Origin of the sequence: Psychrobacillus sp. BL-248-WT-3 (assembly GCF_012843435.1) — a bacterium.
Taxonomy (GTDB): Bacteria; Bacillota; Bacilli; order Bacillales_A; family Planococcaceae; genus Psychrobacillus.
In genome coordinates this window covers 38,205-56,276 of record NZ_JABAFC010000024.1, presented here as the reverse complement: position 1 = coordinate 56,276, position 18,072 = coordinate 38,205, and the positions used below count along the sequence as shown (strand labels likewise).

Here is an 18,072-nt window from a genome sequence, read left to right as displayed (position 1 = left end):
CCTGCCCCGACAGGCAAATGGGAAAAAGCGAGGAGGCAGGTCCTCAGCCACCGCAGCTTTTTTCCATTTGACCCCGAGGGGCAAGGCGCCGGAGCTAGACAATCAGAAAAGCATAGGCGCCTATCCCTGCCCCGACAGGCTAATGGGGAAAAGCGAAAGTACATATGTCTACCAATTTCAGAATTTTTATAGTTTCCTACACAATTAAAAAAGGCCGAACAGCTAGTTTGCTACTCGGCCCCTTTTTTATACATCTATTTCTGTACCAATTCTCTGTTCCCTTGCCTTTACAAAAACACCCTTTGCAACTGCTAAATCATAGTACGCTGCTCCGACAGATTTGAATAAAGTGATTTCCTCTTCATGCTGTCGACCTTCCACTGTTCCAGTAACAAGTTCTCCAATTTCTCCATGGATTTTATCGAAGGACCATTCGCCAATTTCAGAAGCATGCATGAGTTCCCCTGCCTCACCTTTAACTCCAGCCAAATCGTCTACTACAATTTTAGAAGACTTGGTTATCGTCGCTACATCCATTTCAAGCATGTGGGGTAAATAAGAGCCAACTCCATTAATATGAGTCCCCGCCTTTAAGTCCTTCCCATTAAAAACAGGCTCGTTAGATCTCGTTGCACAGCAGATAATATCTGACTCTCGCACTGCGGCTGAAACGTCCTTAAACACCTCATAAGGAATAGTAATCCCAAACTCTACTAGTTTTTGTCCAAATTGCTCTGCTTTTGAAGAAGTTCTATTAACTAGCAAAATTCGTTCGATATCTCGTACAGCTAGCACTGCAAGCACCTGCTCAAATGCCATTGCTCCTGTTCCGATTATGGTCAACACCTTCGAATCCTTTTTTGCTAGATAATCCGTAGCAACACCACTAAGTGCTCCAGTTCTTAGCCTGGTTAAATAGGAGGCATTTAACATGGCCAAATGCTCTCCGTTTTTTGCATCCGATAGTAAAACGACGCCTTGTGTAGTTGGCTTTCCTTGTGACGGATTGTTCGGGAAAATGGTCACTACCTTTACAGCTGTAACCTCCCCTATTAAATCAGCACTTGGCATATACAATGCAGATGCTTCATGCTTTGGAAATTCAATTACTGTTCTATGTGGACTCGCTAATTTCCCTGCTGCCTTTGCTTTTAATATCCCTTTGACATCCTCTATTGCATCTTTCATCTTATATGTACACATAATCTCCTGTTCATTAACTACTAGCATTATTTAAAACCCTCCCTAAAAATAAAAGCTCGTCTTGCCTTAAGTAGCGTAAGACGAACTTTATGTTTACATCATTATACTTTACTAAGTTCTTTTTCTGCCTTTGCTAATGACTCATCTTTTTTAACTGCAGTCACCTCATCCAGGTTTTGTTGGCTTCTATCTTTAACAGCCCAGATTGCCAATAAAGAAATGACCGCTGTGAAGATAATATAGAATGCAACTGGAACATAGGATCCATCAAATTGAAGCATTAGACTCGTAGCTATTAATGGTGCTGTTCCACCTGCTAAGGCCGCTCCAATTTGGTAGCCTAGCGTGATTCCTGTATAGCGAACCTTAGCGTCAAAAATCTCTGAAAACATCGTTCCTAGCACGGCCGTAATCGGTGCCCAAATGATTCCCAGCCCAATAATGGTTGCAATTACAAGTAACGCAAGCGACTGTTGCTGAAGCATCCAAAAGTAAGGGAAGGCGAACAAAATCATCCCAACCGTTCCAGCCACGTAAACCTTTTTACGTCCAATTTTATCTGACAGACTTCCCATTATAGGTATAAGAATAGTCGTCACTATTGTTGCTACCATCACTGTATTTAATACAGCAGTACGTGAGAAGCCTAGCTCAGCAGTAGCGTAAGAAACAACAAAAGTACCAAAAATATAGAAAGGTGCGGTTTCAACTACCTTAGCCCCCACTGCAATGATAACTTCTTTCCAATGATACTTTAACGTATCCGCGATAGGGAGCTTTGGAATCTCACCTGACTCTTGTACCCTTTTAAAGGAAGGTGTTTCTTCAATTCCTTTACGAATCCACAAGCCAAAAATAACAAGCAAGGCACTCATGATAAATGGAACACGCCAGCCCCATGTCATAAAAGAACCTTCAGGTAATAGAGTCATAATAGATAAAGCAACTGTCCCCATTACCATCCCAATTGTTACACCCATTTGTGGGATCGCTCCGTACAAACCTCGTTTTTCCTTTGGTGCATATTCAACTGCCAGTAATAGAGCTCCTCCCCACTCTCCGCCGATACCCAGTCCTTGGATTAAGCGCAGCGTAATTAATAGAATAGGAGCCCATACTCCAATCGCTTGATAAGTAGGCAGTAGCCCCATACCAAAAGTAGCAACCCCCATTAGACTTAATGTTATAACTAATGTTTTCTTTCTCCCAATCCTGTCACCGATATGACTAAATATGATTCCACCGAATGGTCGGATAAAAAATGCTAATGCGAAGGATGCATATGAAAGCAGTAACCCTACTGTTGGCTCCTCTGTCACAAAGAATATTTGATTAAAAACAAGTGCAGCAACTGTTCCATATAAAAAGTAATCAAACCATTCAATAGAGCTCCCTACTAAGCTAGCAATCCAGACCTTCCTCATCTGTTTTTGGTCCATCTTCCCTCTCCCCTTTCAAAATTGAAGTACCACTTTAATTTCTCTCTAGACTTTATTTTAGATAGTTTTTAATTTTCTGTCAACGGGTATTTGATAGGAATCGTTGAGCGATGCCTCATTAGTAGGTATGATAACTAATAGATAAGAAAAAGGAGAGATACATATTGTCTTCAAATTTAATAGGATCTATTCTAAAAAATTTAAGAAAAGAACGTAAGCTCACTCTAAAGGAACTTGCAGAGATGACTAATGTATCAATTAGCTTCCTCTCACAAGTCGAAAGAGGAAAGTCTAGTGTAACGTTAGAATCTCTCAAAAAAATAGCAGATGCACTGAAAGTCAACCCGACCGTTTTCTTTCCGGATGTAACTTCACATGATGAATTGGCTGAAATTAGACAACAGTTTTATTACAAAAATTTATCCAATGGCATCCAGGATGCTGCCTATACACCTATACTCGTTACACTTCAATCTGGAGAAAACAAAGGAAATGCTTTTTCCCATAGCGGTCATGAGTTTCTATTTGTAGTAGAAGGAACCTTAACCGTAGTAGTCGATGGTAAAGAGATGGAACTGAAGGAACAGCAATCGACGATGTTTGACGCAAATCTATTACATTACTGGTATAACTTAACGGACAAGCCTGTTCGCTTCCTAGTAGTATCTTCCCGATAATGGTTAATAGAAGACAACCAGGAGAAGTCCTAAGGATAGAGATATCGACTCATCTGAACAAAATAAAAAATAAAATCCCGAACATTGTTTACCACTATTTGGATTATTCTTTTTTTTGTGAATTCATAGTAAATTTAAATGGATGGGAAAATAATGTAAGGGGATGGAGAAATGAATCAACAAACACACATCAAAGAATTACAAGTAACAATTTCAATTACAGAAGAGACTATTGAAAATATTATGAGCGCATTGTTAGAGGATGAGAAATGGTCCATACATCAGGATGATGACCAGTCTAACTGGAGTAACAAGCCTTTAGGAATCTATCAAGACGAATGGGCAACTAACCTCCTGCTTCACGGAGAAATGCTTATGTTGACTGACAAAAGGAATAAAAACTCTTTATACTCGATGACTTTAGAAGACTTATATGATGGTATTTTCTTTAGCTTAAAGGGTGGTAATAGTAGTCTGTTTCAAAACGTTACTAATGAAACTGCCGATACAATTATTCAATATTCCATATTCAAAAGACTTCTCTACTTATCTTAAACTTTAATTCACTTAGCAGTCCTTTTTTTAGACTGCTTTTTTTAGTGATTTAAAAAAATAAAAATTGGACAGCTAGGTGCTTGTATTTGTTCGTAAATCAACACAGGAATACCCTATAAACATGAAGGATAAGGGGGTGTTAGTTTGCAACAAAGAAGAAATAACAAACGTGGTTTTTGTCTTCCAGGCTATAATTGGTGCGGACCTGGATGCAGCGGTCCGGGAGCTCCAGTTAATGAAGTAGATGCTGCCTGTATGATGCATGACCTTTGTTATGATAGTGGTAGAGGTCAGTGCGATTGCGATCGTGAATTCCTCCAAAGACTTCGCCCTTTAGTGAATCGTTATACCGAGTCCGGTAGACATGCAGGTTTAATACAAAATTATATGCGAATTCGAACCAATCTTAAATGTGGATCCCCTCGACATGAACCCTATTAATTCCTAACACTCCCAGAGTGAAGTATCTATTCTTGAACTATACAATGATGATTCTACCCTATCGATTATTGATAATCTTTTATAGCATTTTTAGTCACTGGCTACATCCCTTTCTTCAAAAACTTAGCAATAGATTAGCCAAAAGTAAAGATTCTGCTCTTTCTTGGATTGTATGAATTGCTGGGTTACTTTTACTATTCGTAAGCTTAGACTATCTTTTAATAAGACCCCAAAGCTATCAAGCGATGGGATCTTATTTTTAATTTACTTTCTTCGGTCCGTTCCAATACATTTCTCGTAGACGGAATTTTTGTAGCTTACCAGTAGCGGTTTTAGGAAGTGCCTCTACAAAATCAACTGCTTTTGGAGCTTTAAAGTGAGCCATTTTAGAGCGACAATAATCAATTAGCTCTTGTTCTGTAATGCTACTTTCCGGCTGAAGTACGACAACTGCCTTTGGTACCTCACCCCACTTTTCATCAGGTACCGCAATGACAGCTACTTCTAATATATCTGGATGCTTATAAAGCACACCTTCTATTTCAGTAGAAGAAATATTCTCTCCTCCTGAAATGATCATATCCTTAATACGATCTTGTATCTCAATATATCCATCTGGATAGGTAACTGCTAAATCCCCTGTATAAAACCAACCATCTTTAATCGCTTCGGCAGTTTTTTCAGGGTCCTTATAATATCCTTCCATTACTACGTTGCCACGTGTAATAATTTCTCCTAGCTCCTTACCGTTCCATTCAACCTCCTTGCCATCCTCCTGATTAACGACCTTTGTTTCTCCATTAAACGCTAACTCGATTCCTTGTCTCGCCTTAATAGTAGATTGTTCATCTACAGTTAGATCATTAAATTCTTTTTTCCATTCGCAATATAGAATGAATGGGGATGTTTCCGTTAGACCGTATACATGCATCATATTAAGTCCAAGGATTGATTGCGCTTTTGCGATTAACGCCGCGGCAGGCGGAGCCCCTGCAGTAGCCATACGCGGATTAGTTGTGATTTTCACATCTTTTGCCTTCGGTTCATTAACAAGCATATTAACAACGGTTGGAGCACCGCATAATAAAGATATTTTATGCTTTTCAAATAAATCTAGTATTAACGGAGGATCTACTTTTCGCAAACAAATATGGGTAGCCCCTACTGCTGTGAGTGCCCAGACTCCTCCCCAGCCATTTGCATGAAACATAGGTAAAGTATGAAGATACACATCATCGTGATTTACATTTAAATGATACATAAAGTTTGCTGCGTTCAAATAATTTCCTCGATGTGTCAGCATAACCCCTTTTGGCTTAGAGGTCGTTCCACTTGTATAGTTTAAGGTAAGCAGCTGATTTTCATCTATCTCTGGGAATTCTATTACCTCTGTCCCTGCTGTGATAAAGTCCTCATAATCCTTTGCTTTCAATGTATGACTATGTCCGGCAACAGCCACTACTACGATTTGGTCAAAAGGTAGATCTTCCGCTATCTTCTCAATCGGGCCTGTAAACTCTGCATCTACTATCAACATCTTAGAGTCGCTATGCTTGATAATATACTCAATATCCTCCGCATTAAGACGGTAATTTAATGGTACCATTACCGCTCCCAGCTGACAGATCCCATAAAAGCACTCCAGCATATAATGAGTGTTAGGAAGCATAACTGCTACATGATCCCCTTTTCGAATACCTGCCTTGTATAAAGAATAGGATAGCTGGTCAGCACGCTGTGAAAATTGCTTATATGTAAATTCCTTTTCTCCATCAATTACAGCTACTTTTTCCGGATAATACTTAACTGCTCTTCGTTTCCAATCTAACGGCGTTAACGGTGAGAACATAATTACCAGCTCCTTTTCTTTGCTTTTATTTTATTTGAGTAGATTCATTCTTATGCTTTGATTTCTCCAAAAACACCCTTTTCGGCAAGGGACTGAATCTCTGGCAAGTCCATTCCTAAACTCTTCAATATTTCCTGAGTATGCTTACCTGTTGAAACACCTGCAAAGCGGTACTCTGGCCTACTTGCTGAAAATTTTATAGGGAAAGCAATTTGCTGTTGCTCTCCTCCTTCACTTTTCGGCACAGTGGTCACCATATTTCTAGCCAGTATTTGAGGGTGCTGAACTGCTTCGCCAAAGCTTAACACTGGCTCTACACAGCCATCAAAATCATCCCCAAGAATACTAATCCATTCGTCAAAGTTTTTTGCCTTAAATTCCTTTGTCACGATTTCTTTGAATGCCTGCTGGTCTTCCTTACTATTGCTGTTGCTAAGCTTTATAAGATTTCTATCTCCTAATAGCTCACAAAGTTTTTGCTGAAACTTCGGCTCTAAACTTCCAACTGAAAAATAACGACCATCTTTTGTCTCATAGTAATCATAAAAGGTTCCGCCATTTAGCAGCATTTCCTCTTCCTTCGGATTTTCCCCGCCAACTAGAAAATTCGGTCCATACATAGCGTTCAAGGAAAAAGCAACATCTGTGAGGCTTACATCAATATGCTGTCCTTCTCCAGTACTATGTCGATGATAAACAGCTGCAAGGATTCCAATGACAGCTGGCATGGATCCTCCAGCTAGATCTGCCACTTGAATACCTCCAGGAACAGGTGCCTGATTTTTTCGAGCAGAGTAGCTAGCTACTCCAGCTATAGATAAATAGTTGATATCGTGTCCTGCTCTATTTCGAAGAGGACCAGTTTGGCCATATCCTGTAATGGAACAGAAAATGATCTTAGGGTTTATTTCCTTTAACTTTTCATAGCCAATCCCGAGCTTATCCATAACACCGGGGCGAAACTGCTCAATGACAATGTCATATTCCTCTATTAGCCTATAGATAATATCCTTCGATTCTGCTAGTTTTATATCTAAAGCTAGCGATCGCTTAGAGCGGTTTAGATGAGCAAATGTTGCAGAAACCTCACCATCCTTTGGCTCAATATGCTTTAAAAAATCCTCTCGATTTGGAGCCTCGATTTTAATGACATCTGCTCCCATGTCGGCTAACATCATCGTGGCAAAAGGTCCCGGCAGAAGAGTAGAGAAATCTAAAATCTTTAACCCATTCAATATCCCCATTGTCTCACCTCTCTATTAAACTAATTTGGTGAAAGCACTTACAAGTTTAATTGTAAGTATTAATTTAAATATTTTCAATAGTCTAACTAATTTCAACATAGATAACCAACTTACAAATAATTAAATTATTTTTAAATAAAATGGATATTTATGTTAAAATTAACTTGAATAAGTCAAATGAATAAATAGCAGTTTATTATAAAACTGCTCCTACAATCAACATGATGCTGTTATAAAAAGCATCCGCCAGAGTGAAATCAATTCTACTGTATTCCACAAATACCCTTCTAAATGTGCTAGTTTTTTTAAAATAAGAAATCATAAATTAATTAAAACTTATAAAATCATCCAAGAGCCGGTTTAGTCACACGAATTACAAGTTAAACAACAAGGAGGGGAAAAGTTGGCATACAATGCAAAAGTCCAGCGAGGAATTATGTTTTTTTTATTTGTAATGACGGTGGGTTTATTACTTTCAAATATTATAGGGAATAATTTTTCCAAAGGATTGTTATATTTTCATATTATTATTCTTTTATTTTCACTGTTTTCATTTTTTATTCAATATAAACTGGAAATAAAGGATGGTTATCTGACGTATCAATTCCTATTCATCAAAATGCCTTTTTATAAACGAGTCATACACCCCTACCAGATAACAAATATTAAATTTGTCCGTTTTGGTTGGTCTACTAAAGGTGCTATTATACAAATCAATAAGGGCCTCAATATTCGTGTTTTTAACTTCGAGCCTAACAACGTATTCTTAGATTTACTCGATTTTGCAAATCAAAATTCTATATCAATCCAAAAAACTAAAGATTATCAAATTTTAGAACGAATGAAGGAAACTTAGTCAATAGTCTCTCTGAATCTTTACATATGATGAATCTAACGAGGGAGCGTTTGTGTTGAAAATTAAAATTACAATAAGTTTTATATCATTGATTTGTTTGTTTTTGGCTGGTTGTGCTGATGATTACCAAGAAAGTTTTACTTTCTCCGGAACAGTCGAGGAGTTAGACGCTCAAGAGGAGATATTAGTTATTAAAGAACACAACAACATTAATAAGGGCATACAAGGAGGAAATGTATACGAAATACCTGTTGTTGATGTGAAGAGGTATAATATTGGTCAAAATGTCGAAGTAACTGTCTTTTCTAATACGGATGAAGATGTTTGGGATGTAGATCATATGAAATTTGATATAAATATAGTCAAAGAATAACCATGAGCTAGGAGATACTTTTCCAAGCTTTTTTTGTTTTTAGGCTATGTTAAAGAGTAGGGTTGATTTATGATGCAAAGAACTCTATAAATCAGAAAGTAGAATTGATTTTTCGCACCAGCCGGACGCTTTCCTCGGGGTGAGCGATAAGCCATCACCCATCGCTTACGCGCGTGGTTGTGATGTCTTATCTGTCTCACTCATCCCGTAGGAGTCGCCGTCTGGCACTCCAATCAATAAATGGGAACAGCTTTAATGCAACGATAAGTGCTTATAAATTTACTCGCGTAAACAAAGCCGAAAAACTGTACCCAATCCCAATTCATCATCTATTTATGTTCTTAATAGTCATTTGAATGTTACTTTTTTAATGTTTACAGTCACTATAAAAAAGAATTTTCTTCACTAATGAGGGAAGTAGCTATGGTACACCACTTCTCTTTTAGTCTTTAGTGTTAATAGCGAAATGCCCTACTCAAAACCGTAGGCACCACTGATGCATGATTTTCATCCTGTGCTATAAATATTTCCGTGTCTATACTTTCATGTAACACCCTATATAGATGTTTTGCATCCTCACACATAAAGCCTTCTTTGCTACCAACTGATATAAACAGTTTTTTATGTTGAAGATTGGTTTGCAAACGTACAAAATTTTCTGCTTCCTTATATAGCTCGTATTCATTCCACCATACAGAAGGACTTATCGGTAGGTAGCAGGAAAATAAGGCTGGTTGTTTAAATAATGTCCACAGAACAAAAAGGCCACTTAAGGAGTGACCAAAAAGTGCCTGATTCTGTTGGTTAACTGGATAATGCTTGTGTACATTCGGCATTAGCTCATCCTTTAAAAATGCTAGGAACTTCTCTGATCCGCCATGCTCTCCTAAGTCCTTCCCCTTTAAACGCTTTGGATAGATATATGCTTCTGCCTTGGGAGTAAAATCAAAAAATCTTCTTTTGCGAGCATCCTCTTCCTTACCAGCATGTCCAATTCCAACCACAATGGAAGGAGAAATACGTGTTTTAAGGGGATTTTTCGATTGCAGCTTCACTACATCTCTTGCAAGCTGGAAATACCAGTTTCCATCTAGCACATAGTAGACAGGAAAACCCTCCTTAGGAGGCTCCACATTTGGGATTGAAACTTTTATATCATACAAATAGTTTGTGTGCTCGGAATCGATTTGAAAATGCTCTGTATTTTCTAACAGTACCTTATCCATCTATTAAACCTCCTCTAAAGTTTCATATCCATAGCAAACAGGTGCCTCTGTTTCTTCATCGAACATAATCTTAGCATCTATTTGGAACACCTTTTTCATAACTTCCGTTGTTAATATTTCCTTAGGAGTACCCGTTGTAATAATCTCTCCGCCTCGCATTGCGATAAGCTTATCCGAAAAGCGAGCAGCATGGTTAATATCATGCAATACCATTACTACTGTACATTGATGCTTCTTATTTAGCTGCTCCACAATTTTCAACATCTCTAGCTGATGGGCCATATCTAGGTATGTGGTTGGTTCATCGAGCAGGAGAATTTCTGTTTCCTGTGCGAGTGCCATCGCAAGCCATACCTTTTGACGCTGACCACCTGATAGCTGGTTAATTTCCCTATTGCGATATTCGATTGTTTTGGTGACAGTCATTGCCCATTCAATTACTTCCATATCTTTTTTTGATAGTGTTCCAATGTTTTTTCGATGTGGAAACCTTCCATAAGAGATTAACTCATCTACCTTCAATTGAGCAGGAGCTACAGGGCTTTGAGAAAGCAGAGCAAGCCTTTTCGCAATAGCCTTTGTAGGCATCGACATCATATCTTCCCCATGTAAATAAACTTTTCCGTTCTTTTGCTGAAGAATACGTCCGATTGTTTTTAATAGAGTTGATTTTCCACATCCATTGGGACCAATAATGGTCGTTATTTTCCCCTTTTGAATGGACGTATTTAAATTTGTAAACACTGTTTCTTTGTCATAGCCAGAGCTAAGCTCTTCAACGCGTAATATACTCTCTATCATAGGTATCCTCCTATGCCTTCGTTTTGATTAATAAATATAAAAAGTAGGGAATTCCAATTATAGAAACAACGATTCCTACCGGCAGCTCGGAAGGCTCAAAAACAGTCTTAGCAATGTAATCTGAGAGTACCAATAGGAACATTCCGATTGCAGCACTCATGGGCACGACGAATCTATGCTTGATGCCAACTAACCTTTTAGCAATATGTGGTGCCATCAACCCTATGAATCCAATCCCACCGGACACCGATACACAGGCACTGACAAGTCCTATACTACATAGTAATAGGATGGATTTCTCTTTTTCTACTGAAATCCCAAGACTCTTCACATTAGCATCCTCTAACTGGAGATAATCTAACAAGTGACTCTTCCTATAGATCACAGAACTAAGGATAAGCACCCAAGGGAGGATGGATAAAACGAAAGCCCAGTTAGCATTATAAATACTCCCGGAAATCCAAACTGCGGCCATCTCATAGTCACTTGCATTCATCTTAAGTGATACATATAAGGATAAGGCTCCGAAGCCACTACCTATTGCAATACCCGTGAGGATCAATCTTTGCATATCCAAAATTCCATTTTTCCAAGAAAAGATGAAAATAATTGAAGCTGCAAGCGCACCTCCTACAAAGCCAAAGAGTGGCATTAGAAAAATCGTATACCAGCCATCTTCCACAAAATTGGAAGCAGACATTTGAAAGAAGAACATAAAAATCACAATAGAAGCCCCTGCTCCAGCATTTATACCTAATATGCCTGGATCCGCTAAGCCGTTCCTTGTCACTCCTTGTATAACAGTTCCTGCAATCCCAAGACCGATTCCTACTAAGGCTGCAATGACAATCCTTGGTAATCTAAATTCAAATATAACCAAATCGTGTTTGTCATTTGGATCAATTCGTAAAAAAGTTTTGAGAACCTCCTGGATTGTCATATCAAAGACGCCATTAGTAATGTGAAAATAGAAAGCGATTAGAGTCAACCCAACAAAGATAGACAGCATCGTGATGAAACGTATAAACGGACCTTTATGCACGCTGTCCTCCCCCTCTCGTCCGAATTAGATAAAGGAAGAAAGGAACACCAATAATAGCCGTTACTACACCAACGGGAGTCTCAAATGGAAAGTTGATAAAGCGACTAATTACATCACAAAAAGCTAAAAACAACGCTCCGATTGCTGCAGAGCATGGAATTAGAACTCTGTAGTCAACCCCTACAAGAAATCGAGTAATATGAGGAATTATTAATCCAACAAACCCTATCTTTCCTACTAAGGCAACTGCCGTACCAGTCAAGCAAACTACCGCAAGAATACTAATGATTTTGACCATTTTTGTTCGTTGTCCTAAACCTACTGCAATGTCATCACCTAACGAGGCAATGGTAATTGACTTCGAAATCCCTAATGCTAGCATTAACCCGATTAGACCAAAAGGAATGGACAGCCATAGCATATCAGGATTTACTATATGTAATTTTGCGTTATACCAAACACTAACGCTTTGAGACACTTGAAAGTACATCGCAATAGCGGAAGCTATACTGCTTAAAAATGTTCCAATGACTGTTCCAATAATGGCCAATCGAACAGGTGATAACCCTCCCTTTATCAAGGAGCCAAAACCAAAGACAAGACCTGCACCTATAGCAGAGCCAATCATGGAAAGAATAATCATTTGATAGTTAGGAAGCCCTGGGAAAAAGACCATTGCTATTGTAATAACAAATGCCGATCCATCGTTTACTCCCATTATAGAAGGAGATGCCAAATAATTTTGTGTAATCCCTTGCATAATTGCCCCAGCAACAGCTAGAAAAGCTCCAACCAATAAAGCAGCGATTACGCGTGGTAATCGCGATGTCATAATAATGTTATGGTCCACATTATTTCCATCGAATTGCGTAATCGCCTGCCAAACTGTTAATAGACTAATATCTTTAGCACCATACAAAATAGATAAAGCTATTGCTAGTACGATGAACAGTGGAGAAACTATTAAAATGATGACAGCTAACGTATTTTTGTTTTTCATAATTCATCGCACCTAACTTTACTTCGATAAATTCTCTATCGCTGCATCTAAGAATTTCACTTTAGACCAAGCAGTACCACCTTGCGCTAAAGGGTCTACTACGTTTACAAACACCTGTTCATTTTTCGCTGCTTCTATGCTACCGAAAATCGGATTGGCTAAAAGCTCATCTAAAGCTGCTGCATTATCTGTATTTTCACTAGTTTCGAATTGAAGAAAAATGTAATCTGGGTTCGATTCAGCTAAAGCCTCAAGAGATAATTCTGATTGCGCCTCTGCTTTTGCAACTACATCTGGAACCTTCAGTCCTAAATCATTATAAAGAACTGGGTTAAAGTAAATAGATTCAGGATAAGCATTAATACTTCCTTTGCGTATACGTAATACAAGTGCTTCCTTATCCTTCAATGCTTCACCTAATTCAGCTTTAGCTTGTCCAGCTTTTTCCTCATAGTCTGCGATAATTTTTTCTGCCTCTGCTTCTTTATCCCCTAGTTGTCCTAAGAGAGTAAGATTTTCTTTCCAGTTCGTAGATACATGCGAATAAGGAATCATCGTTTGAATTTTATTTAATGCTGTAACAACTTCTTCTCCATGCTTGGAAGAACCTAAAATAACATCGGGATTTAAATTTAGGATTGCCTCATTATTGGGGGCAAACTTATCTCCAACCAGTGCTGCTCCTTCTAGTTCATCCGCTAAATAGGTAGGGATGGCATCTGCAATTGCAAGCACTCCTACTGGTTTAATACCTAAAATAGCCGCATCTTCCATGGACTCCAAGCTCGCTGCTACAATATTATTTACTTTGGAGGGTACTACATAGTCTTCCCCTAAATATGTAAGTGTTTGTTCTGTATCTAACCCATCAGCTGAAGCTTCTGTTGATTCCGCTTCAACTTCAGCTTTTTCTGTAGAGCCTTTTTCCTTATCTCCACAAGCAGCTAAACTTAGAGCTAGCACTGCTGTCGCGCCTAACATCCAATACTTTTTCATACTCAATAGTTTCATCTCCTACATTTTAATTGATAACGATTATCATTATCATGATAACGTAAACTTTACTTTATTACAATAGTGATTTTAAAAACATATAATAATTAAATAATTGTACATATTTGATGGATTAGTAGTTTTGCTGACCACTAATATGGGAATATTATATTTAAAATAGAAGTTTTATAGGAGGAGTTTTCTCATGGCTAAAAAAACTAAAAAGCCATGGAGCAAAAAAAAGCGCATTATAGTCTCCTTAATAGGCGTGTTTGCTCTTATTTACATAATCGTTATTGCTTGGCATACGTTTAAACCGCTTCCCCAAGGAGTTTCCTTTGCAGGTGAGTTACATAAGACGAATAACATTCAACTTTTAACGGATTTGACCTTTGCACAAGATCAAAAAGGTACAAATACCATTCATGAAAATCATATTTTTGATGAGGTATATCGAACGATTGAAGAAGCTGAGGAATTTGTGGTGTTAGATTTCTTTTTGATGGATGGCTATTATGATGAAGATGAGGACTTCCCTAATATAGCAGAGACACTTTCCTCCACTGTCGCAAAAAAGAAGAAGGCTAACCCTGACATGCCAATCGTTTTTATTACCGATCCACTTAATCGAGGGTATGGATCTTACGAAAGTGAATGGTTTAAAAAAATGCGTGATGCGGGTGTTGAAATTGTATATACAGATTTAGATGAGCTAAGGGATTCTACACCTGTTTATTCTGGTATTTATCGTATTTTCTTTCAATGGTTCGATATTGGTGGCAAAGGTTGGATTGCTAATGCTATGGCAAGTGACGCGCCTAAAATGACTATAGCTTCCTATATGACTCTATTGAATGTAAAGGCAAACCATCGGAAGGCTTTGGTAACAGAGAAGGCCGCTATAATAACAACCTCTAATCCCCACGATGCCAGTGGCTTTCACGGCAATATTGCTTTGAAGTTAGATGGACCAATCATTAATGATATTTTAGAAGCAGAAGAGGCAGTTTCTCTTTTTTCTGGAGGTCCTAAGCTTCCTAGAATAAAAACGGAGAACGCAGAAGGTGAGTATCAAACCCAATACTTAACAGAGAAAAAAATATTGGATGCATTGCTAAACGATATAAATGATACTAAAAAAGGAGATACTATTTGGCTAGGTATGTTCTTTGTAGCCGAACGGAGTATAGTCAACACATTAGTGGAGGCTGCAAATCGAGGGGTAGAAGTAAATCTTATATTAGATCCGAACGAAAACTCCTTTGGTCGAGAAAAGTCTGGACTGCCAAATCGCCCAGTCGTACAAGAATTAGTGGAGGATACGAATGAGAAGATTAATATACGTTGGTATAATACCGTAATCGGCCAGTATCACACAAAGACTATATGGATTCAAACACCAGAGCATACAGTGATTTCAAGCGGTGCAGCAAATTATACAGAACGTGCTTTAGAAAATTATAACCTAGAAAGTAACGTAAGAATCATTGCCCCCAATGAGAGTGAATTAGCCTTAGAGATGGAGCAATATTTTCATAGATTATGGAACAATGAGGATGCTATGTATACTGTAGAGGTAGATGAATATCAAAGCGATTTTACTTGGTGGCAGCGTTGGATTTATGCTTTCCAAACCTATACCAAAATTACAACATATTAATACTCATTGTAAAAGTACAGCTAGTGTTGCTTACACTAGCTGTACTTTTTTTTCACGTTTATGAACGTGTGATTAGGTGAGTATTAATAGACATTAGATAAGTTACTTCGGTTCAAACGTTTTACAATCTGTTTCATCACTGTTGGAAGCTTGGTTCCCTTTACGACTAACTACATAAATAGCTTTTGCATTACATTTGTTCCCTTGTCTCCAAAATTTACAGTTGTTCACTTCACAAAGTACATCTTTAGCCATTAGTATCACACCTCCTCGTTACTAGCATGAACTTTTTTGAGAAAAGTCATACTAAAAAGCGAGATTTATATGTACTATTTTATCTCGATTAAATGATTGATCTGTTTTGGCAGTCCGTAAATTTGTTCCTTCAAAAATAATGGAAATAAATTTAACGCTTGAATCTCATCAAAGGTTTTCCAATAATATGTATGAACTTTCCCATTTTCATTCTCGGTGAATTGAATTCCTTTGCATAACAGATCATTGTTTTTTAAAGATAGGAGATAAAAGAAGCATATCTCATGAAATTTTTCTTTGGAAACTTCCTCTTCAAAAAAATTTTCATTCACCCATAACAGTCGATCAACGGAAATTTCAGTCGAGAGTTCTTCTTTAATTTCTCTGTGAATAGCATCCTCACTCTTTTCATGTAGGCTAACCCTTCCTCCAGGAACGTAATAATAAGGAGACCTTTCATCCTTCATAATTAATATTTTCCCATCGTTTATAATTAATCCTGCAACACGATAATTAAACCTACCCTCGTCTGTTTTAAATGATAAATCCATTTTGCACCTCCACTTTTCATTTCCCCACACTTTACAAATATTTATTAATTCTAACTTTTTTATATCAACTAGTAAATAGCTTGAGTATGTTGATTTCCACTGCGAGCGGACGCTTTCCGCGGGCACGGCTTCAGCCGCTTCCCTCGCTACGCTCAGTGCAGGGTCTTCAGCTCGCGCTATTTCCGCTGGAGTCGCCGCTCTCCCCTCCAATCAACAGTGCTCCTGTTTATGAATATATTAAGAGTCAAATCCAACAACGCGAACAGTTGGAGATGTTGACCATAGCAGTTGGTTCCTAAAGAGCAGCTGGTGCTCAAACTAGATGCAGCAATTGATTTCTCCTTTATCTATTTATTAGTTGAAGGCCTTTAATCAACGATGGGAGACCCAGCATAGACCCTGTAGGAATGATCAAGATAACAATCATTCCATTTAGCATCCGTTCCATGACTCAGACAACCAAGGAAATTGAAACGTATTTGGCATAAGTATGTTTCTCCTTTCTGGCCTAGAGAATGTATACCCCGTGTTAATATTTGTCATTTAAAGTCATTTAAATACCCCATGTGTATAATCTTTTGTATAATAAAAAGGGAAGAAGATTTCGTATATAAACTTAGATTGGCTTTATTAGCTACAGGGGGAAAAAGCGATGACGATTTTACTAGTAGATGACAACACGGTCAATCTATTTGTAATAGAAAAAATGTTAGATAGTGCTGGTTATAAAGATACAGTATCTCTTAAATCAGCCCAGGAGCTATTTGACTATTTACAGATCAATGAGCAGAATCCAACCTGTAATTCGGTAGATTTAATTTTACTAGATATTATGATGCCTGAAATAGATGGACTTGAAGCTTGTAGACGAATTAAACAGCAAGAAAGATATAAGGATATCCAAATAATTTTTGTAACAGCCTTAGAGGATAAGAAGAAATTAGCAGAGGCATTGGATGTCGGTGGCAGTGATTATATAACGAAGCCGATCAACAAAGTAGAGCTATTAGCTAGAATTAGAGTAGCCCTTCGTTTAAAAGCAGAGTTAGATTGGCATAAGCAGCATGAAAACAAAATCCAGTATGAATTGGATTTGGCCACTCATGTGCAAAGAAGCCTTTTAAGCCCTCCTCTAAAAAGAGATGATATTCAAATCGAAGTGTCCTACCTCCCTTCCTTTAATTTAGCCGGAGATATGTATTATTGGCATAAAATAAGTGACAATCGATATGCTGTTATATTACTAGATATGATGGGGCATGGTATATCTGCTTCCCTAGTATGTATGTTCATATCCTCTGTTTTAAGAGAGGCCATTAAACAATTAGTAGAGCCAGAGCTTGTAATTAAAGAGCTAAATCGCTATATGGTTTTGATACATAATGAAAAGGTGGGCATACCATATTATTTTACAGCTGTTTATATGGTTGTAGATACGGATCAAAAAACGATAGAATACGTCAATGCGGGGCATCCACCTGGATTTGCTTTAATTGATGATGAAAAGGTTGTACCTATAAGTAAAAGCTGCTGTGCAGTTGGATTCTTTGATGAAATTGAAGTGAAGAAAGAAGTCATTACCTATGAAAAGGATATTCAAATTGTTTTATACACAGATGGAGTTCTAGAAGGAATGGGACCAGATGAGATAGAGTCTGAAAAGCAAATTGAAATATTAACATCTAAAAAATGGGATCATTCTCATGCTTTAATTGATAATCTATTACCGAAGGAAAAACAACAGGATCAACCGGATGACATGTGTGTCTTAATGATTCAGTGTAAATAAAATGAGAAGCTTCGAAGATTAAAAAAAATAAATCTTCGAAGCTTTTTTAATGTTACTTTTTTAATATCGACAAAAATTAGCTATGTGATAAGATCTTTTAACTTCAAAAAAAGTGAAA

The 18,072-nt window shown here is 37.8% G+C and carries 19 protein-coding genes; 8 read left to right on the top strand and 11 right to left on the bottom strand.

Going from position 1 to position 18,072, the window contains the following annotated elements; translation table 11 throughout:
* The coding region (locus tag HF876_RS18770) for a hypothetical protein (protein WP_205964097.1) at positions 1-208 on the top strand (208 nt) is incomplete at its 5' end.
* Between the two features lie 38 nt (positions 209-246).
* Here the strand turns inward: HF876_RS18770 and HF876_RS12745 are convergent.
* The gene (locus tag HF876_RS12745) at positions 247-1,230 is read right to left on the bottom strand and encodes an ornithine cyclodeaminase family protein (protein WP_169360437.1); all 984 of its coding nucleotides are present in this window, start codon (positions 1,228-1,230) and stop codon (positions 247-249) included.
* 74 nt (positions 1,231-1,304) lie between these two features.
* On the bottom strand, positions 1,305-2,642 hold the full coding sequence (locus tag HF876_RS12740) for an MFS transporter (protein WP_169360436.1): 1,338 nt from the start codon (positions 2,640-2,642) through the stop codon (positions 1,305-1,307).
* A 164-nt stretch (positions 2,643-2,806) separates the two neighbouring features.
* Between HF876_RS12740 and HF876_RS12735 the strand changes: the two genes are divergently transcribed.
* The 3 genes from HF876_RS12735 (at position 2,807) to HF876_RS12725 (ending at position 4,315) form a co-directional block, all read left to right on the top strand.
* Positions 2,807-3,319 carry a helix-turn-helix domain-containing protein gene (locus HF876_RS12735; RefSeq protein WP_169360435.1) on the top strand — a complete coding sequence of 171 codons (513 nt, stop codon included), beginning with the start codon at positions 2,807-2,809 and terminating at the stop codon, positions 3,317-3,319.
* Between the two features lie 171 nt (positions 3,320-3,490).
* Positions 3,491-3,874 carry a hypothetical protein gene (locus HF876_RS12730; RefSeq protein ID WP_169360434.1) on the top strand — a complete coding sequence of 128 codons (384 nt, stop codon included), beginning with the start codon at positions 3,491-3,493 and terminating at the stop codon, positions 3,872-3,874.
* A 144-nt stretch (positions 3,875-4,018) separates the two neighbouring features.
* The gene (locus HF876_RS12725; protein WP_169360433.1) at positions 4,019-4,315 is read left to right on the top strand and encodes a phospholipase; all 297 of its coding nucleotides are present in this window, start codon (positions 4,019-4,021) and stop codon (positions 4,313-4,315) included.
* 259 nt (positions 4,316-4,574) lie between these two features.
* On the opposite strand, the gene HF876_RS12720 is transcribed toward HF876_RS12725, so the two are convergent.
* Together HF876_RS12720 and HF876_RS12715 are read right to left on the bottom strand one after the other, a co-directional pair.
* Positions 4,575-6,164, bottom strand: coding sequence for a long-chain-fatty-acid--CoA ligase (locus HF876_RS12720; protein ID WP_169360432.1), 1,590 nt, complete (start codon positions 6,162-6,164; stop codon positions 4,575-4,577).
* A 50-nt stretch (positions 6,165-6,214) separates the two neighbouring features.
* Positions 6,215-7,408, bottom strand: coding sequence for a CaiB/BaiF CoA transferase family protein (locus tag HF876_RS12715; protein ID WP_169360431.1), 1,194 nt, complete (start codon positions 7,406-7,408; stop codon positions 6,215-6,217).
* A gap of 403 nt (positions 7,409-7,811) precedes the next feature.
* Between HF876_RS12715 and HF876_RS12710 the strand changes: the two genes are divergently transcribed.
* Both HF876_RS12710 and HF876_RS12705 read left to right on the top strand, forming a co-directional pair.
* Positions 7,812-8,264, top strand: a complete 453-nt coding sequence (locus HF876_RS12710) for a hypothetical protein (RefSeq protein WP_169360430.1) — start codon at positions 7,812-7,814, stop codon at positions 8,262-8,264.
* Between the two features lie 55 nt (positions 8,265-8,319).
* Positions 8,320-8,637 (top strand): hypothetical protein, encoded by a 318-nt coding sequence (locus HF876_RS12705; RefSeq protein WP_169360429.1) that lies wholly within the window; start codon positions 8,320-8,322, stop codon positions 8,635-8,637.
* A 455-nt stretch (positions 8,638-9,092) separates the two neighbouring features.
* On the opposite strand, the gene HF876_RS12700 is transcribed toward HF876_RS12705, so the two are convergent.
* The 5 genes from HF876_RS12700 to HF876_RS12680 are packed head-to-tail and all read right to left on the bottom strand — an operon-like array spanning position 9,093 to position 13,702.
* A complete protein-coding gene (locus tag HF876_RS12700) occupies positions 9,093-9,863 on the bottom strand; it encodes an alpha/beta hydrolase (RefSeq protein ID WP_169360428.1) in 771 nt (256 codons plus the stop codon).
* A gap of 3 nt (positions 9,864-9,866) precedes the next feature.
* Positions 9,867-10,664 carry an ABC transporter ATP-binding protein gene (locus tag HF876_RS12695; RefSeq protein WP_169360427.1) on the bottom strand — a complete coding sequence of 266 codons (798 nt, stop codon included), beginning with the start codon at positions 10,662-10,664 and terminating at the stop codon, positions 9,867-9,869.
* 10 nt (positions 10,665-10,674) lie between these two features.
* On the bottom strand, positions 10,675-11,706 hold the full coding sequence (locus HF876_RS12690; RefSeq protein WP_481900291.1) for a FecCD family ABC transporter permease: 1,032 nt from the start codon (positions 11,704-11,706) through the stop codon (positions 10,675-10,677).
* On the bottom strand, positions 11,699-12,706 hold the full coding sequence (locus HF876_RS12685; protein WP_169360426.1) for a FecCD family ABC transporter permease: 1,008 nt from the start codon (positions 12,704-12,706) through the stop codon (positions 11,699-11,701). The genes HF876_RS12690 and HF876_RS12685 overlap by 8 nt, the downstream gene beginning before the upstream one ends.
* A gap of 18 nt (positions 12,707-12,724) precedes the next feature.
* Positions 12,725-13,702, bottom strand: a complete 978-nt coding sequence (locus HF876_RS12680; protein WP_169360439.1) for an ABC transporter substrate-binding protein — start codon at positions 13,700-13,702, stop codon at positions 12,725-12,727.
* Positions 13,703-13,904: 202 nt separating this feature from the next.
* Here HF876_RS12680 and HF876_RS12675 point away from each other — a divergent pair, with 202 nt between their 5' ends.
* On the top strand, positions 13,905-15,359 hold the full coding sequence (locus tag HF876_RS12675) for a phospholipase D family protein (protein WP_169360425.1): 1,455 nt from the start codon (positions 13,905-13,907) through the stop codon (positions 15,357-15,359).
* 102 nt (positions 15,360-15,461) lie between these two features.
* Here the strand turns inward: HF876_RS12675 and HF876_RS12670 are convergent, their stop codons facing one another.
* Positions 15,462-15,614, bottom strand: coding sequence for a DUF1540 domain-containing protein (locus tag HF876_RS12670; protein ID WP_144541288.1), 153 nt, complete (start codon positions 15,612-15,614; stop codon positions 15,462-15,464).
* A 74-nt stretch (positions 15,615-15,688) separates the two neighbouring features.
* The gene (locus HF876_RS12665; protein WP_169360424.1) at positions 15,689-16,165 is read right to left on the bottom strand and encodes an NUDIX hydrolase; all 477 of its coding nucleotides are present in this window, start codon (positions 16,163-16,165) and stop codon (positions 15,689-15,691) included.
* Positions 16,166-16,817: 652 nt separating this feature from the next.
* Here HF876_RS12665 and HF876_RS12660 point away from each other — a divergent pair.
* Entirely contained in the window at positions 16,818-17,954 is a 1,137-nt protein-coding gene (locus HF876_RS12660) for a SpoIIE family protein phosphatase (RefSeq protein WP_169360423.1), read from the top strand.
* The last annotated feature ends 118 nt before the right edge of the window (positions 17,955-18,072 follow it).

Bases quoted from the DNA above. Each gene is read 5' to 3' on its own strand.
- HF876_RS12660 (WP_169360423.1), top strand. From the start codon at position 16,818: ATGACGATTTTACTAGTAGATGACAACACGGTCAATCTATTTGTAATA.
- HF876_RS12730 (WP_169360434.1), top strand. From the start codon at position 3,491: ATGAATCAACAAACACACATCAAAGAATTACAAGTAACAATTTCAATT.
- HF876_RS12700 (WP_169360428.1), bottom strand. From the start codon at position 9,863: ATGGATAAGGTACTGTTAGAAAATACAGAGCATTTTCAAATCGATTCC.
- HF876_RS12695 (WP_169360427.1), bottom strand. From the start codon at position 10,664: ATGATAGAGAGTATATTACGCGTTGAAGAGCTTAGCTCTGGCTATGAC.
- HF876_RS12665 (WP_169360424.1), bottom strand. From the start codon at position 16,165: ATGGATTTATCATTTAAAACAGACGAGGGTAGGTTTAATTATCGTGTT.
- HF876_RS12680 (WP_169360439.1), bottom strand. From the start codon at position 13,702: ATGAAAAAGTATTGGATGTTAGGCGCGACAGCAGTGCTAGCTCTAAGT.
- HF876_RS12745 (WP_169360437.1), bottom strand. From the start codon at position 1,230: ATGCTAGTAGTTAATGAACAGGAGATTATGTGTACATATAAGATGAAA.
- HF876_RS12715 (WP_169360431.1), bottom strand. From the start codon at position 7,408: ATGGGGATATTGAATGGGTTAAAGATTTTAGATTTCTCTACTCTTCTG.
- HF876_RS12720 (WP_169360432.1), bottom strand. From the start codon at position 6,164: ATGTTCTCACCGTTAACGCCGTTAGATTGGAAACGAAGAGCAGTTAAG.
- HF876_RS12685 (WP_169360426.1), bottom strand. From the start codon at position 12,706: ATGAAAAACAAAAATACGTTAGCTGTCATCATTTTAATAGTTTCTCCA.
- HF876_RS12670 (WP_144541288.1), bottom strand. From the start codon at position 15,614: ATGGCTAAAGATGTACTTTGTGAAGTGAACAACTGTAAATTTTGGAGA.
- HF876_RS12675 (WP_169360425.1), top strand. From the start codon at position 13,905: ATGGCTAAAAAAACTAAAAAGCCATGGAGCAAAAAAAAGCGCATTATA.
- HF876_RS12740 (WP_169360436.1), bottom strand. From the start codon at position 2,642: ATGGACCAAAAACAGATGAGGAAGGTCTGGATTGCTAGCTTAGTAGGG.